Raw genomic sequence first — 25,708 nt, 5'->3', positions numbered from 1 at the left:
ATCCCCCTTCAAGGAAGGGGGAGGTCAAAATCTGAAGCGCCTTAAAGCAAGGCAATCAACGTTTGCAAAAACGACTAAACCCAGCCCAGCTCCGCCAGCACATCCCCTACCGCCGCCACCGCCTGCCCAACCTCTGCCCCATCGATCGCGCCGATACACCCCACGCGGAAGGTCTCGACCTCGGTCAACTTGCCGGGATAAAGCACAAAGCCACGCGCCCGCACGGCCTCATAGAAGCGCTTGAAGTCGTAATCCGGATGATTGGGCGCGTGGAAGGTGACGATGATCGGCGCCTGCAACTCAGGCCGCAGGAACAAGGTCAGACCGAGCTTTTGCATGCCGTCGACCAAGGCGCGGTAGTTGGCGGTGTAGCGCGCCAGCCGGGCCGGTTGGCCGCCTTCGGCGAGGTATTGATCCAGCGCAGCACGCAAGGCGGCGACCACGTGGGTAGGCGGAGTGAAGCGCCATTGGCCGGTTTTCTGCATGTATTGATACTGATCGTGCAGATCCATCGCCAGCGAATGGCTGTTGCCGGTGCAATCCAGCAACGCGGTCTTGCGAGCGATCACGAAGCCCATGCCTGGCACGCCTTCCAGGCATTTGTTGGATGAGGCAATCAGCGCATCGAAGGCAATCTCCCGGGCGTCGATCGGCAAGGCCCCGAAGGAGCTCATGGCATCGACAATCAAGCGCCGTCCGGCACGGCAGACCACCTCGGCGATCTCGGCCAGCGGATTCAGGATGCCGGTGCTGGTTTCGCAGTGAATCAAGCCGACGTGACTAATGGCCGGATCAGCAGCCAGACGTGCCGCCAGCTCAGCCGGATTGGGTGGCGTATCGTCCGCCGTTTCATAAATCGCGATCTGCCGGCCGATCACCTCCGCTGCCCGCGCCATGCGCTTGCCATAAGCCCCGTTGACCAGCACCAACAACTTGCCGTCGCGCGGCACCAGATTGCCGATGGCGGCCTCGACCGCGAAGGTGCCCGAGCCTTGCAGCGGCACGCAGACATGCGTATCGGCCGCGTGGGCGATGGCGATCAAGTCTGCGCAGACGCCCGCTGTCAGCGTGTTGAAGCTCGCATCCCACGAGCCCCAGTCAGACAACATGGCGGTTTTAGTGGTCAAGCTGGTGGTCAGCGGGCCGGGGGTAAGCAGGATCGGTTCGCGCATTCGTTGTCACTCCAAGTCATCTAGACGAATTTTTTGGGCCAATAAAACCGGGCATAGCCCGGTTGAAGATCAACATCTGTAGACACAGAGAGCACGGAGAACACCAAAGCCGATTGAGAAGAACACCTGTAGGAGCGAGCTTGCTCGCGATTGCATCGTGAATTGATGCATTGCCATCGCGAGCAAGCTCGCTCCTACAACTTTGCTCTGCACAGGCTCCGGTTTCTCGGTGCGCTCGTATGCCTTTCTCTTTGCTCTCTGTGTCTACAGGCTTTGTATTTGCATTTACTTATCTCTGCCGCCAAGCCTGCGTCCGCCGGCTCAAACCATGCGACGCCAAACCAAACACCAGGCAGACCAGTGCTGAGGCCACCACAATCAGCGTCGCCATGGCGGCAGCGGCAGCGGTATCGCCAGCGTCATCCATATTCAGCACGGAGACCGACGCCAGCATGCTGTCGGGCGTATACAGAAAGATCACCGCCGACACGGTGGTCATGGCAGACACGAAGAAATAGCGAGCCACCTCCAACAACGCCGGCAGGCATACCGGCAACGTCACGCGCCAGGCGGTGATCCAGAACGGCACTTTCAGCGAGGCAGCGACGGCTTCGAATTCGCGATCCATCTGCTTGAGCGCCGTTACGGCAGTGAGGTGGGCGGTGGTGTAGAAGTGCATCACCGAGCAAATCACCAGAATCGTCAGCGTGCCATACAACATATGCAGCGGATTGGCCGGATCGTTGAAGAAGAAGATGTAGCCCAAGCCGAGCACCAGCCCCGGTACGGCCATCGGCAGCATGGCGATCAGGCGGATCAATTGGCGGGCCAACGGCGCGGCAGCGGTTTTTTCGGTGAGGTAAGCACCGGTGAACACGAGCAAAGTACCGGCCAATGCTGTCGCGCTCGCCATCTTCAGGCTGTTCCAGAACGCCGCCCAGCCGCCACCATCCATATTGTCGAAATTGAAATGCGCCAGCGTCGGGGTCAGGTTGTAGGGCCACAGCTTGATCAGGGCGGCGGCAACGGCGGTGCCGAGTACGGCCAGCAACGCGCCGCCGACCAGACTGCACCAGCCAGCCGCAAGCAAATCCACCCATACATTCCGCACCGGCGACAACGGCTGCGCACGCGCCGTCAGCAATGCGCGTTGGCGTCTTTGCAGCACGGCATCGATCACGAAGCTCAGCACCGCTGGCAGCAGCAACAGCAAGCCGATCACCGCACCTTTCGGGAAATTCTGCTGGCCGATCACCTGCTTGTAGGCCTCGACCGCCAGCACGTTGTATTGCCCGCCAATCACCTTGGGTGCGCCGAAATCGACAATCACCAAGGTGAACACCACCAAACCGGCCGAGATCACGCCATAGCGCACCGCGGGCAGTGTCACGGTAAAGAAGCGCCGGATACGCCCTGCACCCAGCGCCGTTGCCGCTTCATAGAGGCGCGAATCAGCTACCGATAGCGCGGTAATCAGAATCATCAGGGCGTGCGGGAAGGTGAAAAACGTTTCCGCAATCACGATGCCCCAAAAGCCATAAATGCTGCCGTCCGGGAACCAGCTTTTCAGGATGCCTTGGTTGCCGAACAGATAGATCAGCGCGATGCCGGGCAAGAGCGACGGGGCCAAGAGCGGGATCAGCGCCAAGCCGCGAAACAACGGTTTGCCCGGCATACGGGTGCGCGTCAACGCGGCGGCAAAGCCATAAGCCAGCGGCAGGACGATAAGCGTGGTCGTCAGCGATACGGCAAAGCTATTGCCAACGGCATGCCAAAAGGAGGCACCGCCAGCGGTCTCGGCAAACTGGGCCAGGCCGACGAATGCGCCGGCCTTGTCCGTCAGCGCCTTGCCCAGAATCGCCGCCAGCGGCAATGCCATGAAGGCGATCAGCGCCAGCGCTACCAAACTGGCGAGCACACCTGCAATACGCTGGCTGCGTTCCACGGCGGGGCCTTGGTCCGCAAAGCCAGGAATCCGCAGTGCTTGCAGCAAGGCGATCATGCGTCCACCTCGGCGGACTCCGGCAAGGCTGGCTCGGCCTTGGCAGGTTCGACAAAGGCACGCAATTTGTCCGCCGGCAGCGTGACCGGGACACGGCGTTCGCTGGATAGGCGCAAGCGTTGGAACTCGCCCCGGCTCACGTCCACGTTGACGGCCAGATTGCCCCACAGCGGCACAGTCAGGCCGATGCGATATACGCCGCCCAGCAACTCGATCTTGTCGACATCGCCGAGCGCGGTGTTGGCTTCGCCAATCGCGCCGCCTTCCCAATAGGCGTGCAACTGCACGTCTTCCGGGCGGATGAACAAGGCAAGTTCACCGCAGCCTACTGCCAGCGGTGGCAAGGTCTGGATGGCGATGCCCACGTCGCCGACCTGCACACCGTGCTCAGCCGAAAACGTCGCAGGAATCCAGTTGGTCTGGCCGACGAAATCCGCCACGAAACGGCTGGCCGGCTGGCTGTAGATCTGCTCTGGAGTGCCGACTTGCTCGACCACACCGTGATTCATCACCACAATGCGGTCGGCCATCGTCAGGGCTTCTTCCTGATCGTGCGTCACCATGATGGTGGTCACGCCGAGTTTCTGTTGCAGTGCTTTGATCTCGCGGCGCAGGTGTTCCCGTACGCGGGCATCCAGCGCGGATAAGGGCTCATCCAGCAACAGCAAACCGGGAGACGTTGCCAGCGCCCGCGCCAAGGCGACCCGCTGCTGCTGTCCACCAGACAACTGCGCCGGGTATTTGGCTTCGATGCCGGCCAAGCCGATCAGATAGAGCAATTCGGTGACGCGGCGCTGTTTGTCCTCACGCCGGCCGGTGAGGCCATAGGCAATGTTGTCCGCCACGTTCAGGTTCGGGAACAGGGCATAGCTTTGGAACACGATGCCGTAATCGCGCTCGCTCGCCGGCAGGCGGGTGATGTCGCGATCATGCAGATAAATTCGCCCGGCGCTTTGTGCTTCCAGCCCGGCGATGATGCGCAGCAAGGTGGTTTTGCCACAGCCGGAAGGGCCGAGCAGACACAGGAATTCGCCCTTCCTGACCGACAGATCGATGCCATCCAGCGCGATAAATTCGCCAAAGCGTTTGGCAATGCCATCGACGCGCAGCAATTCCGGCGCAGTGTTACTTACAGGCAAATCAGGCTTCATTGCGGATTCCGGGCCACGGCGGCAGCGATCTGGAGGTAATGGGAGAGCGGCGGTGTGACCTTGCCGATGACTTTGGCTTCGTCATCCCAACGGCGCAGCGCAACGGCGGCGTAGGCATGGGGATTGGCGGCAAAGCGGCGGGTTTCGTCGGCGCTCATCAGGCCGCCTTGCAAGGCAAGCGATTGGCGGGAGGATTCCGACAGCGCCGCGTGATACCCGGGCTCGATCACGCACAAATAGCGTTTGGCCGAGACGTGCAGTGCGATCGGCGCCAACACCGCATCGCCGAACAGCTCCTTGAGCGACGCGACCCCAATTTGCTCATGCCGGTCATCGATGCCGTTGGCGAGGTCAGTATCGCCTTGGCCGGCCACCAGATGGCCGACGTCATGCAGCAGCGCAGCAGTAATCAAGGCGGGGTTTGCCCCGTCGCGCTCGGCGCATTCAGCGCTTTGCAGCGCGTGCTCGAGCTGGGAAACTGCCTCTCCGCCGTACAGCGATGCGGCGCTGTCGGCGAGCAGGGTTTCGAGTTGTTGCCAGGAAAGCGACATTGCTCTCGGTTCACATTCGATCAGAATGCGGCGGAGTGTAGACATCCAGTATTACGCGCCCATGACGTCTAGACGAGTTTGAGTCTGGGGGCTGATTGGGAATTGGATCCGGAATTGAAAGAACAAAAACCCTGGTTTGTGTACTTGATTGAATGCGTCGATGGCAGTGTTTACACCGGCGTGGCGATCGATGTGGCAAAGCGCTATGCCGTGCATGTGTCGGGCAAGGGCGCACGCTACACGCGGTCACGCCCGCCGTTACGCTTGCTGGCGGTAATCGAATTCCCGAACCGATCCGAGGCACTCAAGGCGGAATACGACATCAAGCAGCTACCGACACCAAAGAAGTGGGCCTTCATCAGAAGTGCTGGCGGGCCGATTTCCATTGATTGAGCAAGCGCACATCCGACAGCAAGACGCCATATGGCTAAAGCCCTGATTCACATGTGAAAACTGGCCAGATTCTGCGTCAGCCGTTCACAGCGCTGAGCACGATTTAGCGCGATGATCAACAGCATCCAGAACCAGATCATCGGGCATCAAGATGCTGAATCAGATCCCTTCACTGTCTGCCAACACGCCAATATTCCGCCCGCTTCCCACCAGCGTTAGCAGCAAGCCCCCCGTCACGCCCAGCAGCGATGCCAATAGCTCGCCGGATATGGCGCAGCAAGATCAATCCCAAGCAGGTTTCGATTTCAATGCGGCTTTTGCGGATTGGCTCAAGGCGCAGAGCAACGCCTCGTTGATCAACAATCTGTTTTCACCGTGGCAGGCCAACAGCACGCAAAACTGGCTGACGTGGCTCTGGCTGGTCGGGCGTCTTTCGAACGAGAACCGCCCGTTGCCGCCGCTTTATGGCAATAACAACGCCATTGCCAGCTACACCGCGCGAGACGCCAGTGCGCCCACTTTGCTGGCAATGGGTTAATTACGGCGCGCTAAAGCGCTCGCCAACTTGCGCAATCGCGTACCAATCCATCAACGCTTCAGCTTCCGACGTGCCTTCTGCCGGCGACCAAGCGGTGTAGTCTTCCGGCGCAATCGGCGTGTATGGGCCGTGTTTGACTTCAAAGATCACGCCGCCATCATCCAGCGACAATACTGCGTGCCATTCACCAGCCGGGGTTTCCAGAATGGCCGAGCCCTCCCCCAGCACAGTGCGGCGCGTGACCACACCTGCAGCGTCAAAGTGCAACACGACAAAACGCCCCACGAGCGGAAACAGCAATTCGAACGTATGCGGGTGCCGATGCGGGCGCACGTAGGTGCGTGGCTGCATGGCGATGGCCAGACGCTGGATCGGGTCTTCCAGCACGGGATGGAAGTTCTGGTTGGCGCGTAAACGCGGCGATTGACGGGCAGCGTCCCCCAAGCGAGCGAGGTCGTCGCGGGTCAATTGCTTCAGAACTGGCGTCGTCATGTCATGCCCCATGTCATATCAATAACTCGATGAATCTGGCACCGTAGCGCCCTGCAAGACTTCCCGCAAGATCGAAGCCAGTTAAAATACCGCCCATGCTGCCTTTTACCCCCACCTCCATCATCGATTCCCTGTTGCCGTCGCTGGCGGACAAGACCTTCCCACGCGATCTCATCACCACCGTGGTTTTCATGGTGACACTACTGATTGCGCGCAGCCTGGTGCGCCGCTCCATCCTGCGTCGCCGTGATCTGAGCGCCGAGGTCAAACGCCGCTGGCTGGTCACGTTGCGCAATATCGCACTGGGCATCTCCGTCTTTGGGCTGGTCTCCATCTGGGGGCACGAGTTGCAGACGCTGGCTGTCTCGCTAGTCGCCATCGCTGCCGCCATCGTCCTCGCGACCAAGGAAATGATCCTGTGCATGATGGGGTCGATCTACCGCACCAGCACCAACGTGTTTTCGGTGGGTGACCGGATCGAGGTCGCCAACATCAAGGGACAGGTAATCGATACCAACCTGCTGTCGTTCACCATTGCCGAATCCAGCCACGCACAAGCACATAAAGGCACGGTCGGCCGTGGCATTACCCTGCCGAACAGCCTTCTGCTGTCCAACCCAGTGTTCAACGAAACGATGCTGGGCAGTTACGTGGTGCAGACCGTGCATATCGTTATCGAGCGTGGCGATGATTGGCAGAAGGCCGAAACCGTGCTGCTCGACGCGGCCGCAGCCATTGTCAGCGAATACGCGGACGATCTTGCCCGCCACGCCCGTGAGCTATCCCGCGGCTACGCGCTCGAAACACCCACGCTGGAACCCAGGCTGCGGCTCAATCTGGAAGACTGCGAAGAAATCGCGCTGCACCTGCAACTCCCGGTGCCGCTGGGGCAAAGAGCCCGGATCGAACAACGGCTGCTGCGCGATTTTCTGCGTGGCATGGGCGATGCCAATGGCATTTCGGAACAAGTTCCCAACTAGTTTTCAAGTAAAATCATCAACTTGTTGCACGCCCGCCACAACACGGGCATAATGCAGCGCATCAACCCGCGCCGATCAGGATTGCGCGGGTTTGTTTTTGCATCGATACCTGACCTTCTCTCCGGTACAGCTTCACTTGGCGCTTTTGAACGCCGGGATGTGCGCGGTTCTTGCTGGTTAGCGTCGATGTCCTGCCGCGGAATTGCTCCGCCGAAATGTTGCGGGATTGGATTGCGACCAGCGCTGCTGCCCAAGCTTGAAAAAGCTCCGAAGCTCCAGCCATTCATTCGTACTTCGCCCTATTAAAACCACGGCCTGTTTTTACAGCAGCCATTGGTTGCGTATTGACCTTTGATACGCATGACATATTTCGGCTTCGCTTGCGGCTTCACTTGCAAGGAACCAAGATGTCCCAGTCCGAAATCAACACCAACGAAAACACCACCGCTCACTCCCTCGACGCAATCGTCGCCAGCGTGATTGAAACCGCTGAGCACGAATCCGCCGAGCGCGCTCCTGCTGCAGCTCGTGCTGGTGATGCCATCAACGCCTTTGTGACCCTCGGCCTGTCCGAAGAACTGGCGCAAGACGTTGCCAAGCAAGGCATCAGCACCCCGACCCCGATTCAGGCGCAAGCCATTCCCGTCATTCTTGAAGGTCACGATCTGCTGGCTTCCGCCCAGACCGGTACTGGCAAGACTGCGGCTTTCCTGCTGCCTGCCATTCACAAGCTGGCCAAGCCGGCCACCCACCACAGCCGCGGCCCGCGTGTTCTGGTACTGACCCCGACCCGTGAACTGGCCGACCAGGTTGCCAAGGTCGCTACGCAATTCACCCGCCGCATTCCGCGTTGCAAAGTGGTGAGCGTGGTTGGTGGCGTGCCGTACCCGGTGCAACACAAGCAACTGGCGCAACCGTTCGAAGTGCTGGTCGCCACCCCGGGTCGCCTGATGGATCTGATGCGCGGCGGCCGGATCGACTTCCGTCGCCTGGAACTGCTGGTGCTGGACGAAGCCGACCGCATGCTCGACATGGGCTTCATCGACGATATCCAGACCATCGTTGCCGAACTGCCGGTTGAGCGCCAAACCGCCCTCTTCTCCGCCACGCTGTCCGAAACCATCCAACGCTTCGCGCTGCCGATGATGAAGAACCCGCGCAAGGTCGAACTGGCTGCCACCGGCAACCCGACCGACAGCGTTGAACAATCCATTCACTTCGCCGATGGCTACGAACACAAGCAAAAGCTGACCGAAGCGCTGATCAAGGCGGCTCCGGGCACCCAGGCCATCGTTTTCACCGCCACCAAGATCGATGCCGATTCCGTCGCTGACTGGCTGCGCATGCAAAGCGTGCGTGCTGATGCGCTGCACGGCGACTTGCAACAGCGCGTTCGCACCAAGGTGCTGAACCGTCTGCGTCACAGCGAAATCGACGTGATCGTGGCGACTGACGTTGCTGCTCGCGGTATCGACGTGGCCGGCATTGGCCTGGTCATCAACTTCGATCTGCCGAAGTTCGCTGAAGACTACGTGCACCGTATCGGTCGTACCGGCCGTGCCGGTCGCGAAGGCCGCGCCGTGTCGCTGGTCGGCAAGAACGATTTCCATCTGCTGACCAAGATTCGTCGTCGTTACAACATCGCTCCGGCTACCCTGGCGCTGGAAGGTCTGGAAGCCCGTTTCAACCCGGCCGATCGCGCTCCGCGTGAAGGCGGCGGTGGCGGCTACCGTGGTAATGGCGGTGGCGGCGGTGGTTATCGTGGCAATCGCGAAGGCGGCAGCGGCGGTTATCGCGGCAATCGCGATGGTCAAAGTCGTGGCGGCTACGCAGGTGGCCGTTCGGAAGGTGGCTACCAAGGCGCGCGTCCGGAAGGTGCTCGCCCGGAAGGCCAGCGCGATTTCAACCGTGATGCTGGCGGCTACAAGCCGCGTGAAGAACGCAAGCCGTACGGTGGTGACCGTGGCGAACGCTCCTTCGGCGGCGAACAACGCGGTTACAGCGGCGCGCCACGTGGCGACCGTCCACAAGGCGATCGCAGCTACGGCGGCGAACGCAAGTTCGGTGATCGCCCGCAAGGCGAGCGTAGCTTCGGTGGCGAACGCAGCTTCAGCGGTGCTCCGCGTGGCGACCGTCCGCAAGGCGATCGTTCTTTCGCCGATCGCGGCAATCGCGCCCCGGCTGAAGGCCAATCCCGCGACAACGGCAACCGCAGCTTTGGCGGCGGCCGTGAAGGCGGCAACCGTGAACGCAGCTTCGGCGGTGGTGATCGTCGCGAAAGCGGCTTCGGCGGTGATCGTCCGCGCACCTTCGGTGGCGACAAGCCGGCCCGCAAGTTCCGCTAAGCGGTAAGCGCAGCCGAGTTGCTCTCGAGTTGCTCTAAATAGAAAACGCCCGGTTCAACCGGGCGTTTTTTCGTTTTCAGCGTCACTCAATGCTAGCTCTAAAGCCAACGTTGCTACTTCAACCACTTATCCACCGTCGCCCGGTATTCACCGTTTGCCTTGGCCAGATGTAACCACTGATCGACATAGGCTTTGAACACGCCATCGCCACGCGGCAACAAGAAAGCTTTTTCGCCGTACTGCAATGGCTTATCCGGATTCACCGCACACAAGCCGGGATTGAGCTTTTGCTGCAAGCGCGTTTCGGAAGCATCGGTCACCATCACGTCCGCCTTGCCCTCGGCAATCTGCTTGAAAATGGTCACGTTGTCTGGGTAGACGATCAAGTTGGCATGCGGCAGATACTGGCGAGCGAACTTCTCGTTGGTGCCGCCAGGGTTCACGATCACGCGCACATCTGGCCGGTCGATATCGACGATATGCTGAAAGCGCTGCGCGTTATCGCAACGCGTAATCGGCGTCTTGCCATCCACTTCGAGCACATCGCTAAAGAATGCGCGCTTCTGCCGCTCCAGCGTCACCGAAACCCCGCCCACCGCGACTTCGCATTTGCCCGCCGTAAAGTCCGCCATCAAGGTGGGCCACGTGGCTTTGACCAGCTCCAGCTTCACATTCAGCGATTTCGCCAACGACTGCGCCAGATCGATATCAATGCCTTCGAAACTGCCATCCGCCCGCAGCAAGCTATACGGCCGGTAATCGCCCGTGGTGCAGACGCGCAATGTGCCACTCTTGAGCACCTCATCCAGCCGGGATGATGCCCCTTCAGCATGAACCGCGGTCGCCCATAACAGCGCCATTCCTAGGAATACCTGCTTCATCTCAACCTCTCTTTCTTCATCAAACGCCGATCGTTTCACTCGATCGCAGCAATCAGTGGCGGCAACCCATGCCGCGCCCTCGCCCGGTTACACGCCTCGGAAAACACGCCAATCTCAGCCAACGGTGCGAATTCGCGACAAGGGTTCGGGCGTTCGCGGTAGATACCGCAAGATACGCTTTTGCCGATTTCACCTTGCAACGCGATGCACCGCGGCCGAGCGTAATCCGTACCGCGCAGACGCCAGGTACGACCGGTTTCCGGGTCGGCCAAGGCATCGGGCACGCTACCGCCCTCCGATTGCAGCTCGGATTCATCGAAACTCACACGGTAGGCCGCGCAACAGGCACCGCAGGATTGGCAGACATTCATGGCAATCGACTAACAAACAGGAAAGGACGGCATTTTACCGGCTTGCCGCGAGGCGTTGCCGCCTTTATCCTCGCCGCCTCATCCCGCACTTGATGCTAAATGACTGATTCATCAAACCATTCCATCCAGATCAGCCCGATCACCAGCCATGATCTGGACGCCGTCTGCGCGATCCAGGCCGCGTGCTACCCAGCCGGATTCCTCGAAGCTCGCGCGGTATTCGCCCGGAAACTCATGCTATCGCCCGACTCGCACTGGCTGGCAAAGATCGATGGCGAACCGGTCGGCTACTTCTTCACCCATCCTTGGGCCGGCAACACCCCACCCGAATTGGATCAAGAGATCGCGGCCCTGCCGCCCAAACCAGATTGTCATTTCCTCCACGATCTATCGCTGATTCCGTCAGCGCGGGGTCGTGGTGTTGCGCAAGCGCTCATTCAAACCGCCCTGTCTTGGGGCGAAATACAAGGCTATGGCCGCACGCTACTTGTTGCAGTGCAAGGCTCCGTGCCGTTCTGGCAGCGCTGGGGATTTGTCAGTCTGAGCGCTGCTCCTGCTTACGGGCCGGATGCCGCGTTGATGCAGCGCGTCTAAGCGCCCATACGCGCTAAAATAGCGGATTCACTCTCCGAGACACCGCCATGTTGAAACGCAACCGCCCTGCCCGTCGCGGCCGCAGCACCGCCGATGAAACCGAGCTGTTGCGCCTGGCGGAGGGGCTGTCGGATTCGTCCGGGCGCATCGAGGATGCGTTTTGGGAAAGCCGGCTCACACAACGCATCACCCGGCTGATCAGCGAGCGCGAAGAAGACACGCTCAACAGCGCGCTCGACGCCGCCAACCAAGCTGATGGCCGCGCCTATGAAGCCTTGGCGGACATGATCGAAAGCATTTGCGAAGCCACCCGTATCGAGGTCAACGGCGCGCAATGGGATGCCGTATTGATCACCGCGCCGGCGCTGGCGTGGTCGCGCTGGCAGATCGGTGGCGGCAGTATTTCGCCGGACACGTTGCAAAACCTGAAAGTGCAGCTCGGAGCGCACGTGCTGGCGAAAGGCACCAAGCTGGCATTGGCCGATTTTCTGTTCAGCCCGGATCAGCTGCCGCACGGTTTCGTCCCAACCGCCGAACTGACCCAAGCCTTGGCACAAGCCGCACGCGATGGGAAAAACCTCAAACTCGATGCGCGCGAGCTGCCCGAAACCAAGACTTTCCTTGCCGATACGCGCTACCTGCTTGGCGTGGTGCTTGCCCCTGCCGGCGCGGCGCTGTTCCGCTGGCAGGAAGACGACGGCGACCGCGAAGAAATATTGGCGCAATGGCAAAAGCAAGGTGCCGGGATCATGCAAAAGCTGCTCGCGGGCTCCACCTTCTCGCTCTCGATGCCGGGGTCGTATCACAACGCCTGGCGCGAGGCGGATCGGCTGTCACGCGGCTATTCATTGCAAGCTACCGTGGCCTATCTGCTGATGACGCTCAATATCGAGCCGCGCCAATTGCAGGCGGTGATCGGGCCCTTCCACAGTCAGCAGCTGGAGGAGTACCGAGTCGGCTTCACCCGGCGTGGCGACGACAAGGTGTTGCACGGCGTGGTCTGGCCGCTGCTGGATGGCGAAGACGAGCACACCGACTGCATCAGCGAAATCGAAGCCATCCTCAAGGAAATCGGCATCACCGCGATCCACGTGCACGAGCACGATTTCCCGCTCGACTATTGCGACGACTGCGGCACACCGCTTTACCCGAATCTGGAGGGCGAGTTGTTGCATGCCGAAATGGCGGAAGAAGAGCCGGGCGCGCAACCCACCATGCTGCACTGAAAGCCACCAGCAAAACCCTGCTGGCGGCGTTGTGCTCACTTGTCGTACGTTGAGTACTGCCTGCGTTTCGCACGGCTTGCCAGCACCGCTACGCTGGGGTTTGTTGGCGGCTCAATGCAATCCCTCATTTGCATTTAAACAACAGTTTTCCGAGATAAGGTCTAGACCTTACACCCCAAGCATCATCAATCGCTGATGTAAGGTATAAAGGCTGCTGCGTCACTGACCTTACAGCCCTTCTCTCGGAATCCGCTATGCGTTACAGCCGTCCCCGCCATGCTTTATCCGCCTTGTTATGCTCGCTCAGTCTGATCGCCGGCTGCGGTGGCGGCGGGGGAGGAAACGGAAGTGACAGCGGCGGCAGCACCAGCAGCACAGTCTCGCTGAGCAAAGTCGAATTCGCGCAAACCCACGTCGTACCGGAAAACGGGCTGAGCTGGACGCTGCCGAACACCACCGGCCGGCTCAACCTGATCGGCAATCGCGATGCGCTGGCCTTGATCGCCATTGCCCAGGCGGACGTGCAAAAGCCGACACTGGAAGCCTGGCAAGGCAGCACCAAAGTCGGCAGCATCGCGCTCAATCCGCCATCGGCCCTACCCCCATCCGAATCAGCCGGCCCCGCTTATGCCACTGATCGCTGGAGCGCAGTCGTCCCCGGCGCATGGTTGGCGCCCGGTGTGAGCATCAAGGTTTCATCCAGCAATTACACCACCAGCGTGGCGCATGCCTTGAACGTGGGCGCGGATTCGACCATGAATCTCTACGTGCTGCCGTTCTATCTGTTTGGCGCGAATGACAGCAACACCCAGCCCTACGCGACGACCAAAGCGCCAGATGCGGCCACGCAACTGGAGATGTTCGCCAAATGGCCAGCAGCCTCGCTGAATGTGCAAACGCATGCCATCGGGCGGGTCAATTGGCCCAGTCTGGTCGTCGGCCCCCGCGCTGATAGCAACAGCGTGAACCAACCAGCTTATGCCGTGACGTCGATGGATCAGCAAAAAGACGGCTTTGGCGTGATGAGCGCCGTGCTGTCACTGATCCAGTCCATCCGTGCGGCCAATGGTGACGGCGGCACCGATAACCAGTACTACGCGCCGATCCTTGCTATCGATACCGCCTCTGGCAAATACCACGATCCGGGTGGCGGTTTGGGTGGCGGAAACGCTGGCGTGGGTGACTATCGCTATTCCGGCATCTTCATTCACGAGCAAGGCCACGCCTATGGCTTGCCGCATGCAGGGGAAGCCTACGCGGTCGGCAAATTCCCCTACGTTGGCGGCAGCTTGAACGGCTCTGCCTGGGGTTACGACGTCAATCGCAAGGAATTTCTCAGCCCCTTGGTGCCGAGTACCGCGTCCAGCTACAACAGCTGCAAATCCGGCCATCAGCTGAATGCCAGCGGCAATTGCTACAAGCAAGACCCGATGCAGGGCGGCGCCGGCGACCAAAGCCCCGGCTACAAATTCGCCACTTTTGCCGACTTCAACGCTGGCAAGATGCAGGAATGGTTCGAGGGCAACACCACCACCGACACCAACGGTGTGCATAGCTATAGCGGCGGCGTGATGTATGTCGACGCGAAATCAGCCACCGGCTATTCGCGCTGGGATACGCTCTCGCGCCAACGCGTGCCGGTGCAGGTGGCGACGACCAGTGGCGGTATATGGGGGCTCAATCAGGGCTTGCCGGTGCAAACCGGCGTGCCGGTCTACAGCATTGCGATCACTTATAGCTATGCCGGTACTGCTGGCGTTTCGCAGATTTACCCGCCGCTGCAATACACCGGCAATCTGCTGCAGAACTTCGACCCCAGCAGCGCGCAAGACCTGAGCGACTTCAAGATCGATACCGGCAAGTACTACTGGTATTGCAAAGGCAGTGGCTGCGACTACACGGTGCGCGTGACCTACGCGGATAACTCGCAAATCTACCGCGTACTGCAAGGCGGCTTCCGCAGCTGGTTCGCGCCAACCGCCGCTATTCCGGCAACGGCGTCAGATCCGCTGAACGGCGGCAGCTTCAAGAGCTGGGTAATCAACGTGCCGGGTAGCAAGGCCATCAGCAAGATCGAACTGCTGAATACCCCGATGGTGTGGTTGGGCTTGCCTGCATCGCCGACCGTATTGCTCAGCCGTTAAGAACCTGTTCAAAGTCTCGCAACCCGCCAACTAGAAGCGCTGCAGGGTTTTACTTCCCCCTTTGTGAAGGGGGGAGTGGCAACGTAAGCCGTTGCCGAAAAAGACTTTGAACAGCCTCTAAGGCTCGCCCACGCAATACAAAAAAAGCCGCTCAACCTTGAGCGGCTTTTTTTTACGCTACCCGGCCCCGGGCTAGGTAGCGATCGAACAAGATGCACTGGATCGAATCGCGTATCGCCTTGGCGGTAAACAACGAGAACGCACCTGGGCGTTTCCGCAGTAGTTCGCACAAGCCTTTATCAAGCAGCTCCAGGTCTGCCGACGACAACTCGCGCAGCCATTCATGTGATACGCAGCCAAATACCGGTGCTTTCATGACTCGCCCCTTCGCAACTTGATCGGTCGAGCCCTCATGCTAGAACAGCAGGTGTGACATACGAGCGCTTTCTCCATCCATACGATGGACGGCACTTGTCATGCATCCGTCTTTTTTATTGCGTAAGTTATTGGCCCGGTACGACGGCAAGCAGCGTACCGTTGCGATCTTCCGTCACCCATAACACACCATTTGCATCCATTTTCACGTCAGTCGGTGCGCCCATCGGCTGCTTGCCGGCGATGTTCTCCCAACCGCCGATCAGTTCCTTGTAGTCCCCTTCCGGCTCGCCTTTCTTGTTGAATGGCTGGAACACAAGGCGATGGCCATTATTGCGATAGCCGTGGAAGGTCACGATGAATCCGTCGCGCCATGTGGCCGGCGCCTTGGGGGTGCTGTACCACGTCATGCCCAGCGGTGCGGCGTGGCCGGGCCAGAGGCGTACCGGTGCAGTCATCGCCTTGCAGTCGGCGTTCGGAAATTCCGGCGCGGCGACGTTATCGTCGTAGCAATACGGCCAGCCGTAATGCCCGCCCTGCACCACCTTGTTGAGCTCTTCGTGCGGCAGGTTTTCGTCATCCTTCAGCTCGGGCATTTTGCGGTTGATGTAATCGCGGGCATTTTCGCCTTGCCAGAGCACGCCATTCACCGGGTTAACCGCCAACGCCATCGAATTGCGCAGGCCACGCGCGAAGAGTGTCCAAGTCCATTTGCCATTTTTCTGCACGTATTTGCGGATCACACCGCGCATCGGGCCTTGGATACCTTCCGCCTCGGTGCAGGATTTCAGAACCGGTGCGGCCGTATCGATGTGTTCTTCGCAATTATCGGACGCCGAACCGACATTCACATACAGCTCACCTTGCTTGCCGAAAGCGAACGTCGAGAGTGGATGGCGACCAACGGGCGGATGATCGTTGATCACGACCTCCGGCTTGACGGGCTGCTGCGCCGGATCGAAGCGGACAATCCGGTCGTCCTCGCCCAGATAAACCATGCCATCCGCCCCGAACTGCAGCGCGTGCGGGCGGTTCAATTCGGTCAGCAACACGGTGGGCACGTAGCGATTACCATCGCGCTTGAGCTGCAACAATCGCCCCTTGCCGCGTCCCCACCCCCCCATATCGGTCACGAGCACGCTGCCGTCCTTGAGCGGCAATACTCCGCGTGGCATGCCCAGATCGGCGGCAGCCAACCCGACGCAAAAGCCGCTGGCGACCGTCATCGGCAACTTGGGCAAACCGTTGCATTCGCCTTGTGCTTGGTAAGCCTCACCGGCAAAGGCGGTGGCAGTGACCAAGCTGGCAAGGGCGAGCAGGAAACGCATGGATGACTCCAACGGGCAAACGATCCGGGTAGTTTATCGCCCGGTTTGAAAATATTGCAGGAGCGAGCTTACCCGCGATTGCCCCGCCGAATGAACCGGCGTCACCGCGAGCAAGCTCGCTCCTACAGATGATTCTGCTTGGTTCAGTTCACTGCCCGTGGCGCTTTTCCAGCCGGCACTCGTAACTGAGGATGGTCTTGCCCTCGGCATCGACACTTTCCAGCTTCACCGAGAACCCCCACAGCCGTGCGATGTGCTTGAGCACTTCGTGCACGCTGTTGGCCAGCGGGCGGCGATTGTGCTGGTAATGGCGCAGCGTGAGCATACGGTCGCCACGGGTATTCACGTCGTAGATCTGGATATTGGGTTCGCGATTGGTCAGATCGTACTGCGCGGCCAACATCTGCCGGATCTCGCGATAACCGGCATCATCGTGGATCGCCGACACCTGCAGCCGCGGCTGGTAATCATCGTCCTTGATGGCGAAGAAGCGGAAATCGCGGATCAGTTTCGGCGAGAGGTACTGGCTGATAAAGCTCTCGTCCTTGAAGTTACGCATGGCGAAATCGAGCGACTGACGCCAATCCTGGCCGGCCAGCTCCGGGAACCAGATTTCGTCCTCCTTGGTCGGCTCGCGGCAGATGCGCTGGATATCGCGGTACATCGCAAAACCCAGCGCATACGGGTTGATGCCGTTGAAGTACGGGCTATCGATGCCCGGCTGGAATACCACGTTGGTGTGGCTATGCAGGAATTCCATCACCGCCGCATCGGTAATCAGGCCTTCGTCATACAGCTGATTCATGATCGTGTAATGCCAGAACGTCGCCCAGCCTTCGTTCATCACCTGCGTTTGCCGCTGCGGATAGAAGTACTGCGCCACCTTGCGGATGATGCGCACGATCTCGCGCTGCCACGGCTCCAGCAGCGGCGCGAATTTCTCGATGAAATAGAGTAGGTTTTCCTGCGGCTCAGCCGGAAAACGCCGTGCCTCCGATTCGGCTTCCCGCTCCTCCATCAATTTGGGGATGGTGCGCCAGAGCGTATTGACCTGGCTTTGCAGATAGGACTCGCGCTCGGCCTGCTTGGCCAGTTCCTTGTCCAGCGAGAGCTTTTGCGGTCGCTTGTAGCGATCCACACCGTAATTCATCAGCGCGTGGCACGAGTCGAGCAATTCTTCGACGCGATCTTCGCCATAACGCGCTTCGCATTCGGCAATGTAACCGCGGGCGAACACGAGGTAATCGATGATCGCATCAGCCTCGGTCCAGGTGCGGAACAGGTAATTGCCCTTGAAGAAGCTGTTATGCCCGAACGCCGCGTGCGCGATGACGAGCGCCTGCATCGTCATCGTGTTCTCTTCCATCAGATAGGCGATGCAAGGGTTGGAGTTGATGACGATTTCATAGGCGAGGCCCATGGCGCCGCGCTGGTAGTTCTTTTGCGTGGCGAGGAAATGCTTGCCGTAGCTCCAGTGGTTGTACATCACCGGCATGCCGACCGAGGCATAGGCATCCATCATTTGTTCAGCAGAGATGACTTCAAGCTGGTTCGGGTAGGTGTCCAGGCCGAAATCGCCAGCGATGCGGGCGATTTCGTCGTAATAACGTTCGATCAGCTCAAAGGTCCATTCCGAGCCGGTGGAAAGCGGGGTGCGGGTTGGCGCGCTCTTGCGGCGTGCCTTCGATGTGGTGGTCATTCAAGGGCTCCCTTTGGGTCAGTAAGGGGCTATTGAGCCGCTAAGAAAACCCAGCGCAGCAGTGCTGGCAAGGCGTGCGAAACGCAGACAGTACAACGCGTACGGCAAGCGAGCACAACGCCGCCAGCAGGGTTTTATTGGCGGCTCAGGCTCCCACTTTTTCCTTCTTGAACAGATCTCGGAACACCGGCCAGATCTCACCGGCCTCCTTGATTCGCCGCATGGCAAAGTGCTTGTGCTGCGAGGCGACGGCTTCGTACTCGTACCACAGGTTTTGCGGGTCCCCTTGTGTGATCTCGACATAGGCGTAGTACTGCAGCAGCGGCAACAAGTCGGTAGCCAGCAAATCACGGCAGATCGGGGAATCCGAATCCCAGTTATCGCCATCACTCGCCTGCGCCACATAGATGTTCCAGTCGCTGCTGGCATAGCGCTCGTGGATGACTTGCTTCACCAGCTTGAGCGCACTGGAGACCACCGTGCCGCCAGTATCGCGGGCGTGGAAGAACTCGTCTTCGTTCACCTCGAAGGCCTGCGTGTGGTGGCGAATGAACACCAGTTCGATCTTGTCGTAAGCGCGGGTGAGAAACAGATAGAGCAGGATGAAGAAGCGCTTGGCGATGTCCTTCTTCTGCTCATCCATCGACCCCGAGACGTCCATCACGCAGAACATCACCGCTTGCGTGGTCGGCATCGGAATGCGGACGCGATTGGTGTATTTGAGGTCGAACGGATCAAGGTAGGGAATGCTCGACAGCCGCCCTTTTACCCGGCGGATTTCGGCTTGCAGCATGGCGACTTCCGGCGAGTGCTCGTTGCAGCTTTCCAGCAGCTCGTCGAGTTGTTCCTGCAAGGTATCGAGTTCTTCGGTCGGCTCGGCAGACAGCGCGATTCTCCGTCCCATGGCAGAACGCAGGCTGCGCAGCACATGGATATTGGTCGGCGTGCCATCGCTGGTAAACCCGGCGCGGATCGACTTCATCGTCACCGTCTGCTGCATCTGCGTCTTGATCAGATGCGGCAGTTCGAGATCGTCGAAGAAGAAATCGAGAAATTCCTCGCGCGAGAGTTCGAAGACGAAGTCGTCCTCGCCACCACCGTCATTGCCCGCGCCGCCACTCCCGCCGGCACCGCCCCCGCCCTCCGGCCGGTCAATCTCGTCACCGCGCAGATATTCGCGATTGCCGGGAAATACACGTTCGGTCACGCCACCCTGCGCATGCCCTAGCGTCGGCTCGCTCACGTCCTTGACCGGGATCGAGACCTTTTCGCCTTTCTCGATATCGGTGATCGAACGATCCTTGACCGCTCGTGCCACCGCTTCCTTGATCTGTGTCTTGAAACGACGCAAGAAGCGCTCGCGGTTCACCGCGGACTTGTTCTTGCCGTTCAAACGCCGGTCGATCAGATGAAACATAGCAACCCCGCGAGGGGTGAAGCGCGAGGGTTGGGGGATAAGGCGCCAATGCCGTTCCCTTCAAAACCTCACGCCTCACACGTCAAGACGACTTGCGAACCCGCAGATACCATTCGCACAGCAAGCGCACCTGCTTGGGCGTGTAGCCCTTGGTCACCATGCGGTTCACAAAGTCTTCGTGTTTCTTCAGCTCGTCGGCACTGGCCTTGGCATTGAAGGAGATCACCGGCAGCAGCTCTTCGGTATTCGAGAACATCTTCTTCTCGATCACCATCCGCAGCTTCTCGTAACTCGTCCATGCCGGGTTCTTGCCGTTGTTGCTGGCCCGCGCCCGCAGCACGAAGTTGACGATCTCGTTGCGGAAGTCCTTCGGGTTGGAAATCCCGGCCGGTTTCTCGATCTTTTCCAGCTCGTTGTTGAGCGAGTTGCGATCGAAGCTCTCGCCGGTATCCGGATCGCGGTATTCCTGATCCTGAATCCAGTAGTCGGCGAAGGTCACATAGCGATCAAAGATGTTCTGGCCGTATTCCGAGTAGCTTTCCAAATAAGCCGTCTGGATTTCCTTGCCGATGAACTCGACGTACTTCGGCGCGAGGAATTCCTTCACATAGGCGATGTAGCGCTGCTCGGCTTCCGGCGGGAACTGCTCGCGCTCGACCTGTTGCTCCAGCACATACAGCAAGTGCACCGGATTGGCGGCCACTTCCTGATGATCGAAGTTGAACACCTTGGAGAGAATCTTGAACGCAAAGCGCGTCGACAGCCCGGCCATGCCTTCATCGACCCCGGCAAAGTCGCGGTACTCCTGCATCGACTTGGCTTTCGGGTCGACATCTTTCAGGTTCTCGCCGTCGTAGACCTGCATCTTGGAATACAGGCTGGAGTTCTCCGGGTCTTTCAGCCGCGACAACACGGCGAATTGCGCCATCATCTTCAGCGTGCCGGGTGCGCACGGCGCTTTGGACAGCGAGGAATTGCGCAGCAGCTTGTCGTAGATACGCGTTTCTTCATTCACGCGCAGGCAGTACGGCACCTTGACGATGTAAATCCGGTCGAGGAAAGCCTCGTTGTTCTTGTTGTTCTTGAACTGCTTCCATTCCGATTCATTGCTGTGGGCAAGGATGATGCCCTCGAACGGAATCGCGCCGAAGCCTTCCGTGCCCTTGAAGTTGCCTTCCTGCGTAGCCGTCAGCAACGGGTGCAACACCTTGATCGGTGCCTTGAACATTTCGACGAATTCCAGCAGCCCCTGGTTCGCCAGGCACAGACCGCCGGAATAGCTGTAGGCATCCGGGTCGTCCTGTGCGTATTTCTCGAGCTTGCGGATATCGACCTTGCCGACCAGCGATGAAATATCCTGATTGTTTTCGTCACCCGGCTCGGTCTTGGCAATCGCGATCTGCCGCAGCACCGACGGGTAGCGCTTCACCACGCGGAACTGGTTCACGTCGCCATTGAATTCATGCAGCCGCTTCACCGCCCACGGGCTGGGGATGTTCTTGAGATAACGGCGGGGGATGCCGTATTCCTCTTCCAGAATCGGGCCGTCTTCGGATTCGTGGAACAGGCCAAGCGGCGATTCATGTACCGGGCTGCCTTTGAGGCAATAAAACGGCACTTTCTCCATCAGCTCCTTGAGCTTTTCGGCGATCGACGACTTACCGCCGCCCACCGGCCCCAGGAGATAGAGGATTTGTTTCTTTTCTTCCAGCCCTTGCGCGGCGTGCCGGAAGTAAGCGACCACTTGTTCGATCACCTCCTCCATGCCGTAAAACTCTCTGAAGGCAGGATAAAGCCGCATGATCTTGTTCTGGAATATGCGCGAGAGCCTCGAATCGAGCCGAGTGTCGATCGACTCTGGCTCGCCGATCGCCATCAGCATCCGCTCTGGCGCTGTGGCGTATGCCGCTCGGTCCGCCTTGCACAGCTCAAGGTATTCCTTGAGCGTAAGCTCCTCCTCCCGGTTCCGCTCGTACCGCGAAGCGAAGGTGTCGAAGATATCCATGACCGGTCTCCCCTGAACGCTGCTTGTCGGTTAGGCAAGGTCAACACTAAAAGTTCGACCGCCCAATCACGTTATAGCGCCATCTGGCAGAGCCGGAACACCCCGATTGCAATCAGTAACACGCCGCTGGTTTTTCGCACCCACTGCGCCCGCATCCAGGCAAGGAGCGAGCCAGATGCAGCGCCGATCAGCAACAAATTCGGTAAGGTGCCGATTCCAAAAAGAAAAAGGATTGCGGCCCCCTTGACGGGTGAGGCACTCGCCAAGGCAGAAAGGCTAGCGGTATAGACCAATCCACACGGCAACCAGCCCCACAACATGCCGACGGCGACACTTTGCGGCCAGTTGCGAATTGGCAACAGTCGCCGCAAAACGGGCTGGATGCGCTGCCACACCGGCACGCCCAGTTTCTCGACCCGGCGCAGCCAGCCAGACCATCCGGCCAGATACAAGCCCATCAGGATCAGCAAGGCTTGCGCCAATGCGAACAGCACCGTCTTGACGGCTTGCAGCGACAGCAACGTGGTCAGCGAACCCAGCCCGCCGACAATCGCACCGATCAGCGCGTAGCCCAGCAAGCGGCCGAGATTGAAGCCGAGGTGATAGCGCCAGCGCGGGCCAGGTGGCAGCTGCAGGCTGAATGCAGTCACCACGCCACCGCACATGCCAAGGCAATGCCCGCCACCCAGCAAGCCGGCCAGAAACAAGGCGCCTAGATCAAGTTCGAACATGCAGAAGCATCAATGTGATGTGGATGCCAACAGGGCATGGAATCGCTGCGCGATAACGCGCCCTGCTGTCGGCGCATTGCCGGGGATATCAATTTCTGCGCCGTTTGCGCCATGGGGCAATCCTGTAGACAAGAATTGAATGTGATCACCATCACAAACAATCATTTCAAAAACTGCAATCTTTACCGCCGATCCTTTTCACGCTGCCGTTAATCCCGTTCGAGCGCCTGAGTGTAGGAAACATCACATTCGATTCAGAAAACCCCAATTACACTGCAAACCAAGTTGAAGCCAATTGGAAACCATTCGAATCAATTCGAACCCCAATTGGACTCAACTCCAGTAGAGGCAAAACCAGTGAAAGCTGGGGACGCAAAGCTTCCGACCTAAGTCCCATCGGGATATGGCAGCGGGGCCGCCTGATTCAATGCGATCCTCCCTTTTCGGGTTTTGTTCTGCCATCGACTTTTTGATTGGAGAACGAAATGAAGAACCACACTCAAACCACCTTGCTTGCCACCCTGCTTTGCAGTGCAATGGCCTATTCTACCGCCTATGCCGTCGAGTCTTCGTACACGACGACGAAGTCGACCAGCAAGACATCGACCTCGACATCTACATCGAACACAAGCAAGAGCACTGCGCCGTCGTATTCCACCAGCAAAACCAGCACTTCGACTACGCACACCGAATCGCCCTCGAACACTGCGCCATCGACCAGCACCAGCAAAACCAGCACTTCGACCACGCATACCGAATCGCCTTCGAGCACTGCACCGTCGACCAGCACCAGCAAAACCAGCACGTCGACTACACATACCGAGTCGCCTTCGAGCACTGCGCCGTCGACCAGCACCAGCAAAACCAGCACGTCGACTACACATACCGAGTCGCCTTCGAGCACCGCGCCGTCGACCAGCACCAGCAAAACCAGTACTTCGACTACGCACACCGAATCGCCGTCGAGCACTGTGCCATCGACCAGTACCAGCAAGACCAGCACATCGACTACGCATACCGAGTCGCCTTCGAGCACGGTGCCATCGACCAGCACCAGCAAGACCAGCACATCGACTACGCATACCGAATCTCCTTCGAGCACAGCACCCTCGGCCTACTTCACCAGCAAAACCAGCACCACGACCACACACACCGAATCGCCTTCGAGCACCGCTCCGTCGTCTACGACTGGCAAAACCAGCACTTCGACCACGCATACCGAGTCGCCCTCAAGCACTGCGACAAGCACCACAACTTCTTCGACCTCTTCGACTTCGAGCACCTCTGCGAAATCGACCAGCAATTCCACCGCCGCGCAAACCGGTAAATCATCCGGCCGGAAATAATGCGACGGCCCTATAAAACACTCACTTTCATTTAGCCAATAAAAAACGCCCGATTCGTCGGGCGTTTTTTATTAAACATGAAACCCATCAACAACAATCACCAGCAATCGCTTACGTGCACATATCCCTGAATTAAATTATTGAGATAGCAAATCCATCCGCCGCAATAACATGCAAAATGACTTACTCACCCTCAAGCATTTCAATTAATCAAAACCGGCCATTTCTTTGCAAAACACGAAAGCATATAAATGATCTGTGTATATGCGTGATTTCCGTCTCAGTTACGCACGCGAAATACCCTTCATCCGGGAAAACGACCATCCGCCGCCGAAGCTTGGCCCCAAAACACACGCCGCTTGATTATTCATCGCCGAAACAGCGCTGTATGATGGCTACTGATACCTGCCAGCGCACGTCGCCAGTTTGGCTGACGTGTCGTTTCCATCAAGCAACAGAGTCGCGGCCCTCCCATGCTTTCTCCAATCCACGTACACGACATCAGCTTCCCTCACTTGCGCCATGCATGCTCGACTTGCAGTTTGCGCGAGCTGTGCCTGCCAACGGGGCTCTCGGTCGAAGACATGCAGGCGGTGGAACAGCTGGTGACCCAAGGCAAGCCGATCAAACGGGGTGAGGCGCTGTACCGGGCTGGCGAGCCGTTCAAGGCGCTGTTTGCAGTCCGGGTGGGCTTCTTCAAGACCAGCGTGGTCTCGGAAGACGGCCGCGAGCAGATCACCGGTTTCCAAATGAGCGGTGATCTCATGGGCTTTGATGCCATCAGCGCCGACCATTACATGTGCGATGCCATCGCGCTGGAAGACAGCGAAGTCTGCGAACTGCCCTTCACCGAAATGGAAAGCCTGTCGCGCCAGATCCCGGCGCTGCAACGTCACTTCTACAAAGTGATGAGTCGCGAAATCGTCCGCGATCAGGACGTGATGCTGTTGTTGGGCAACATGACTGCGGATGAGCGCGTCGCCGCCTTCCTGCTCAATCTGTCGCATCGGTTTGCCCAACGCCAATACGCCAGCAGCAGTTTCCATCTGCGCATGACGCGCGAGGAAATCGGCAGTTATCTCGGGTTGAAACTGGAAACGGTTAGCCGCACGCTGTCCCGCTTCCAAGACCAAGGGCTGATCAAGGTGCAGAACCGGCTGATCGAGTTACTCGATCTCACCGCCATGAAACAGCTACTCAACCAATGTGAAGGCCATTAGAAGATGATGCCGGGACCGACTCCCGTCGTGATCGTGGCGCCAGACGCGCTGATCCCGGCCATGCAGCAACGATTGGCTGGCTTCAGCACGTTCGCGTTGCGCTGGCAAAACGCCGGTACACCGGCGAACGAGGCCGAGCATGAATCGATACATTTGTGGGTCAACCTGACGCTGGATGATTTTTTCTTGTGGGATGCCGCAGGGGTAGATGGCGTTGATGTGATGCTCGCCGGCGAACCCGCTTTGGCAGCGCAATTCGGTTGGATGATTGCAGCGGGGGGAACATTAGCGAACCTGCAAATGCTCACGCCGCTGATCGATGCCCTGGCCCCGCAACTTCCTCACGCATGGCTACACGCAGGTGGCGGTGGTGCAGGCGCGTTTCTGGCATCGCTCTATCAGCGCTATGTGAATCAGCAAACCGCCGTGCTGGATTGGCTATCGACCGATGGCGAACACAAAATCCCCGGCAAAGCCATGACCCAATTTGATCCGGCCTCGTGGCAGCAACTGGCGCAGGAACAGCTCATCTCGATTCAGGATGACGCGCAATGCTATCTGGATTGGGCCGATGAACGACCCTTCGTCCCTTGCCACCCGACTCCAGATTGGCAGACAGGTCTTCCCGGCATCAGCAGCAGCGCCGTACCAGTAGAGCCCGCCAGTTTATTGGCTCAGTTACTGCTGCAAATTCAGCCTTTACCCATGCAGCCTTTGCCCACGTCAGGCGCGCAATAAAAAACGGCC

General features: G+C 59.0%; 25 protein-coding genes and 1 riboswitch. Of the genes, 9 read left to right on the top strand and 16 right to left on the bottom strand.

What is annotated here, in order from left to right; all coding sequences use genetic code 11:
* Nucleotides 1–74: 74 nt before the first annotated feature.
* From BR41_RS12040 to BR41_RS12025, 4 genes are all read right to left on the bottom strand, one after another.
* Entirely contained in the window at nucleotides 75–1,172 is a 1,098-nt protein-coding gene (locus BR41_RS12040; RefSeq protein WP_035056787.1) for a 2-aminoethylphosphonate--pyruvate transaminase, read from the bottom strand.
* A gap of 289 nt (nucleotides 1,173–1,461) precedes the next feature.
* Nucleotides 1,462–3,174: a putative 2-aminoethylphosphonate ABC transporter permease subunit gene (locus BR41_RS12035; RefSeq protein WP_084187090.1), complete on the bottom strand. Its 1,713-nt coding sequence runs from the start codon at nucleotides 3,172–3,174 to the stop codon at nucleotides 1,462–1,464.
* The gene (locus tag BR41_RS12030; RefSeq protein WP_051710799.1) at nucleotides 3,171–4,325 is read right to left on the bottom strand and encodes a putative 2-aminoethylphosphonate ABC transporter ATP-binding protein; all 1,155 of its coding nucleotides are present in this window, start codon (nucleotides 4,323–4,325) and stop codon (nucleotides 3,171–3,173) included. Before BR41_RS12030 ends, BR41_RS12035 begins: the two co-directional genes overlap by 4 nt.
* A complete protein-coding gene (locus BR41_RS12025; protein ID WP_035056785.1) occupies nucleotides 4,322–4,876 on the bottom strand; it encodes a phosphonate degradation HD-domain oxygenase in 555 nt (184 codons plus the stop codon). The genes BR41_RS12030 and BR41_RS12025 overlap by 4 nt, the downstream gene beginning before the upstream one ends.
* Nucleotides 4,877–4,990: 114 nt before the next feature.
* On the opposite strand from BR41_RS12025, the gene BR41_RS12020 reads away from it, so the two are divergent.
* Both BR41_RS12020 and BR41_RS12015 read left to right on the top strand, forming a co-directional pair.
* On the top strand, nucleotides 4,991–5,269 hold the full coding sequence (locus tag BR41_RS12020; protein ID WP_035057083.1) for a GIY-YIG nuclease family protein: 279 nt from the start codon (nucleotides 4,991–4,993) through the stop codon (nucleotides 5,267–5,269).
* Nucleotides 5,270–5,420: 151 nt separating this feature from the next.
* Nucleotides 5,421–5,807 (top strand): hypothetical protein, encoded by a 387-nt coding sequence (locus BR41_RS12015; RefSeq protein ID WP_035056783.1) that lies wholly within the window; start codon nucleotides 5,421–5,423, stop codon nucleotides 5,805–5,807.
* Here BR41_RS12015 and BR41_RS12010 read toward each other — a convergent pair whose 3' ends face one another.
* The gene (locus BR41_RS12010; RefSeq protein WP_211251734.1) at nucleotides 5,808–6,299 is read right to left on the bottom strand and encodes a WbuC family cupin fold metalloprotein; all 492 of its coding nucleotides are present in this window, start codon (nucleotides 6,297–6,299) and stop codon (nucleotides 5,808–5,810) included.
* 95 nt (nucleotides 6,300–6,394) lie between these two features.
* Here BR41_RS12010 and BR41_RS12005 point away from each other — a divergent pair, with 95 nt between their 5' ends.
* Nucleotides 6,395–7,279, top strand: a complete 885-nt coding sequence (locus BR41_RS12005) for a mechanosensitive ion channel domain-containing protein (protein WP_051710797.1) — start codon at nucleotides 6,395–6,397, stop codon at nucleotides 7,277–7,279.
* A 61-nt stretch (nucleotides 7,280–7,340) separates the two neighbouring features.
* Here BR41_RS12005 and BR41_RS24185 read toward each other — a convergent pair whose 3' ends face one another.
* Nucleotides 7,341–7,562 carry a hypothetical protein gene (locus BR41_RS24185; RefSeq protein ID WP_169741291.1) on the bottom strand — a complete coding sequence of 74 codons (222 nt, stop codon included), beginning with the start codon at nucleotides 7,560–7,562 and terminating at the stop codon, nucleotides 7,341–7,343.
* A gap of 124 nt (nucleotides 7,563–7,686) precedes the next feature.
* Between BR41_RS24185 and BR41_RS12000 the strand changes: the two genes are divergently transcribed.
* The gene (locus tag BR41_RS12000) at nucleotides 7,687–9,624 is read left to right on the top strand and encodes a DEAD/DEAH box helicase (protein ID WP_156970674.1); all 1,938 of its coding nucleotides are present in this window, start codon (nucleotides 7,687–7,689) and stop codon (nucleotides 9,622–9,624) included.
* Between the two features lie 113 nt (nucleotides 9,625–9,737).
* Here the strand turns inward: BR41_RS12000 and BR41_RS11995 are convergent, their stop codons facing one another.
* Nucleotides 9,738–10,505, bottom strand: a complete 768-nt coding sequence (locus tag BR41_RS11995) for a transporter substrate-binding domain-containing protein (RefSeq protein ID WP_035056781.1) — start codon at nucleotides 10,503–10,505, stop codon at nucleotides 9,738–9,740.
* Between the two features lie 35 nt (nucleotides 10,506–10,540).
* Nucleotides 10,541–10,876, bottom strand: a complete 336-nt coding sequence (locus BR41_RS11990; protein WP_035056779.1) for a YkgJ family cysteine cluster protein — start codon at nucleotides 10,874–10,876, stop codon at nucleotides 10,541–10,543.
* A gap of 99 nt (nucleotides 10,877–10,975) precedes the next feature.
* On the opposite strand from BR41_RS11990, the gene BR41_RS11985 reads away from it, so the two are divergent.
* The 3 genes from BR41_RS11985 (at nucleotide 10,976) to BR41_RS11975 (ending at nucleotide 14,840) form a co-directional block, all read left to right on the top strand.
* Nucleotides 10,976–11,470, top strand: coding sequence for a GNAT family N-acetyltransferase (locus BR41_RS11985; protein WP_035056777.1), 495 nt, complete (start codon nucleotides 10,976–10,978; stop codon nucleotides 11,468–11,470).
* A 47-nt stretch (nucleotides 11,471–11,517) separates the two neighbouring features.
* Nucleotides 11,518–12,696: a DUF2863 family protein gene (locus tag BR41_RS11980; protein WP_051710795.1), complete on the top strand. Its 1,179-nt coding sequence runs from the start codon at nucleotides 11,518–11,520 to the stop codon at nucleotides 12,694–12,696.
* A gap of 254 nt (nucleotides 12,697–12,950) precedes the next feature.
* Nucleotides 12,951–14,840: a M66 family metalloprotease gene (locus BR41_RS11975; protein WP_084187088.1), complete on the top strand. Its 1,890-nt coding sequence runs from the start codon at nucleotides 12,951–12,953 to the stop codon at nucleotides 14,838–14,840.
* Between the two features lie 172 nt (nucleotides 14,841–15,012).
* Here the strand turns inward: BR41_RS11975 and BR41_RS11970 are convergent, their stop codons facing one another.
* The 8 genes from BR41_RS11970 to BR41_RS11935 all read right to left on the bottom strand — a co-directional run bounded on the left by BR41_RS11970 (nucleotide 15,013) and on the right by BR41_RS11935 (nucleotide 23,704).
* The gene (locus BR41_RS11970; RefSeq protein WP_035056776.1) at nucleotides 15,013–15,216 is read right to left on the bottom strand and encodes a hypothetical protein; all 204 of its coding nucleotides are present in this window, start codon (nucleotides 15,214–15,216) and stop codon (nucleotides 15,013–15,015) included.
* A gap of 127 nt (nucleotides 15,217–15,343) precedes the next feature.
* Nucleotides 15,344–16,543, bottom strand: coding sequence for a PQQ-dependent sugar dehydrogenase (locus tag BR41_RS11965; RefSeq protein ID WP_035056775.1), 1,200 nt, complete (start codon nucleotides 16,541–16,543; stop codon nucleotides 15,344–15,346).
* A gap of 148 nt (nucleotides 16,544–16,691) precedes the next feature.
* Nucleotides 16,692–18,242, bottom strand: coding sequence for a SpoVR family protein (locus BR41_RS11960; RefSeq protein ID WP_051710793.1), 1,551 nt, complete (start codon nucleotides 18,240–18,242; stop codon nucleotides 16,692–16,694).
* 145 nt (nucleotides 18,243–18,387) lie between these two features.
* Nucleotides 18,388–19,659 carry a YeaH/YhbH family protein gene (locus tag BR41_RS11955; RefSeq protein WP_035056773.1) on the bottom strand — a complete coding sequence of 424 codons (1,272 nt, stop codon included), beginning with the start codon at nucleotides 19,657–19,659 and terminating at the stop codon, nucleotides 18,388–18,390.
* Between the two features lie 82 nt (nucleotides 19,660–19,741).
* Nucleotides 19,742–21,664 (bottom strand): PrkA family serine protein kinase, encoded by a 1,923-nt coding sequence (locus BR41_RS11950; RefSeq protein ID WP_035056771.1) that lies wholly within the window; start codon nucleotides 21,662–21,664, stop codon nucleotides 19,742–19,744.
* A gap of 71 nt (nucleotides 21,665–21,735) precedes the next feature.
* Complete coding sequence (locus BR41_RS11945) at nucleotides 21,736–22,395, bottom strand: sulfite exporter TauE/SafE family protein (protein ID WP_035056768.1); 660 nt, start codon at nucleotides 22,393–22,395, stop codon at nucleotides 21,736–21,738.
* Nucleotides 22,396–22,732: 337 nt separating this feature from the next.
* Nucleotides 22,733–22,818: riboswitch (cyclic di-GMP riboswitch) on the top strand.
* A 130-nt stretch (nucleotides 22,819–22,948) separates the two neighbouring features.
* On the bottom strand, nucleotides 22,949–23,497 hold the full coding sequence (locus BR41_RS11940) for a hypothetical protein (RefSeq protein WP_156970673.1): 549 nt from the start codon (nucleotides 23,495–23,497) through the stop codon (nucleotides 22,949–22,951).
* Between the two features lie 12 nt (nucleotides 23,498–23,509).
* Nucleotides 23,510–23,704, bottom strand: a complete 195-nt coding sequence (locus tag BR41_RS11935; RefSeq protein WP_035056762.1) for a hypothetical protein — start codon at nucleotides 23,702–23,704, stop codon at nucleotides 23,510–23,512.
* Between the two features lie 510 nt (nucleotides 23,705–24,214).
* On the opposite strand from BR41_RS11935, the gene fnr reads away from it, so the two are divergent.
* Nucleotides 24,215–24,961 (top strand): fumarate/nitrate reduction transcriptional regulator Fnr, encoded by a 747-nt coding sequence (fnr, locus tag BR41_RS11930; RefSeq protein WP_051710791.1) that lies wholly within the window; start codon nucleotides 24,215–24,217, stop codon nucleotides 24,959–24,961.
* A gap of 3 nt (nucleotides 24,962–24,964) precedes the next feature.
* Entirely contained in the window at nucleotides 24,965–25,699 is a 735-nt protein-coding gene (locus BR41_RS11925; RefSeq protein WP_035056759.1) for a hypothetical protein, read from the top strand.
* Nucleotides 25,700–25,708: the final 9 nt, after the last annotated feature.

It is taken from the genome of Andreprevotia chitinilytica DSM 18519 (assembly GCF_000711875.1).
GTDB classification, from domain to species: domain Bacteria; phylum Pseudomonadota; class Gammaproteobacteria; order Burkholderiales; family Chitinibacteraceae; genus Andreprevotia; species Andreprevotia chitinilytica.
The sequence above is the reverse complement of the archived record's forward strand: the minus strand, read 5'-3'. Positions and strand labels throughout refer to the sequence as shown.

Coding starts and splice junctions, on each gene's coding strand:
- BR41_RS11925 (WP_035056759.1), top strand. CDS start 24,965: ATGATGCCGGGACCGACTCCCGTCGTGATCGTGGCGCCAGACGCGCTG.
- BR41_RS11970 (WP_035056776.1), bottom strand. CDS start 15,216: ATGAAAGCACCGGTATTTGGCTGCGTATCACATGAATGGCTGCGCGAG.
- BR41_RS12015 (WP_035056783.1), top strand. CDS start 5,421: ATGCTGAATCAGATCCCTTCACTGTCTGCCAACACGCCAATATTCCGC.
- BR41_RS11955 (WP_035056773.1), bottom strand. CDS start 19,659: ATGTTTCATCTGATCGACCGGCGTTTGAACGGCAAGAACAAGTCCGCG.
- BR41_RS12040 (WP_035056787.1), bottom strand. CDS start 1,172: ATGCGCGAACCGATCCTGCTTACCCCCGGCCCGCTGACCACCAGCTTG.
- fnr (WP_051710791.1), top strand. CDS start 24,215: ATGCTTTCTCCAATCCACGTACACGACATCAGCTTCCCTCACTTGCGC.
- BR41_RS11985 (WP_035056777.1), top strand. CDS start 10,976: ATGACTGATTCATCAAACCATTCCATCCAGATCAGCCCGATCACCAGC.
- BR41_RS11980 (WP_051710795.1), top strand. CDS start 11,518: ATGTTGAAACGCAACCGCCCTGCCCGTCGCGGCCGCAGCACCGCCGAT.
- BR41_RS11960 (WP_051710793.1), bottom strand. CDS start 18,242: ATGACCACCACATCGAAGGCACGCCGCAAGAGCGCGCCAACCCGCACC.
- BR41_RS12025 (WP_035056785.1), bottom strand. CDS start 4,876: ATGTCGCTTTCCTGGCAACAACTCGAAACCCTGCTCGCCGACAGCGCC.
- BR41_RS11995 (WP_035056781.1), bottom strand. CDS start 10,505: ATGAAGCAGGTATTCCTAGGAATGGCGCTGTTATGGGCGACCGCGGTT.
- BR41_RS12005 (WP_051710797.1), top strand. CDS start 6,395: ATGCTGCCTTTTACCCCCACCTCCATCATCGATTCCCTGTTGCCGTCG.
- BR41_RS12010 (WP_211251734.1), bottom strand. CDS start 6,299: ATGACGACGCCAGTTCTGAAGCAATTGACCCGCGACGACCTCGCTCGC.
- BR41_RS11950 (WP_035056771.1), bottom strand. CDS start 21,664: ATGGATATCTTCGACACCTTCGCTTCGCGGTACGAGCGGAACCGGGAG.
- BR41_RS11975 (WP_084187088.1), top strand. CDS start 12,951: ATGCGTTACAGCCGTCCCCGCCATGCTTTATCCGCCTTGTTATGCTCG.
- BR41_RS11965 (WP_035056775.1), bottom strand. CDS start 16,543: ATGCGTTTCCTGCTCGCCCTTGCCAGCTTGGTCACTGCCACCGCCTTT.
- BR41_RS11990 (WP_035056779.1), bottom strand. CDS start 10,876: ATGAATGTCTGCCAATCCTGCGGTGCCTGTTGCGCGGCCTACCGTGTG.
- BR41_RS24185 (WP_169741291.1), bottom strand. CDS start 7,562: ATGGCTGGAGCTTCGGAGCTTTTTCAAGCTTGGGCAGCAGCGCTGGTC.
- BR41_RS12030 (WP_051710799.1), bottom strand. CDS start 4,325: ATGAAGCCTGATTTGCCTGTAAGTAACACTGCGCCGGAATTGCTGCGC.
- BR41_RS12000 (WP_156970674.1), top strand. CDS start 7,687: ATGTCCCAGTCCGAAATCAACACCAACGAAAACACCACCGCTCACTCC.
- BR41_RS12035 (WP_084187090.1), bottom strand. CDS start 3,174: ATGATCGCCTTGCTGCAAGCACTGCGGATTCCTGGCTTTGCGGACCAA.
- BR41_RS11945 (WP_035056768.1), bottom strand. CDS start 22,395: ATGTTCGAACTTGATCTAGGCGCCTTGTTTCTGGCCGGCTTGCTGGGT.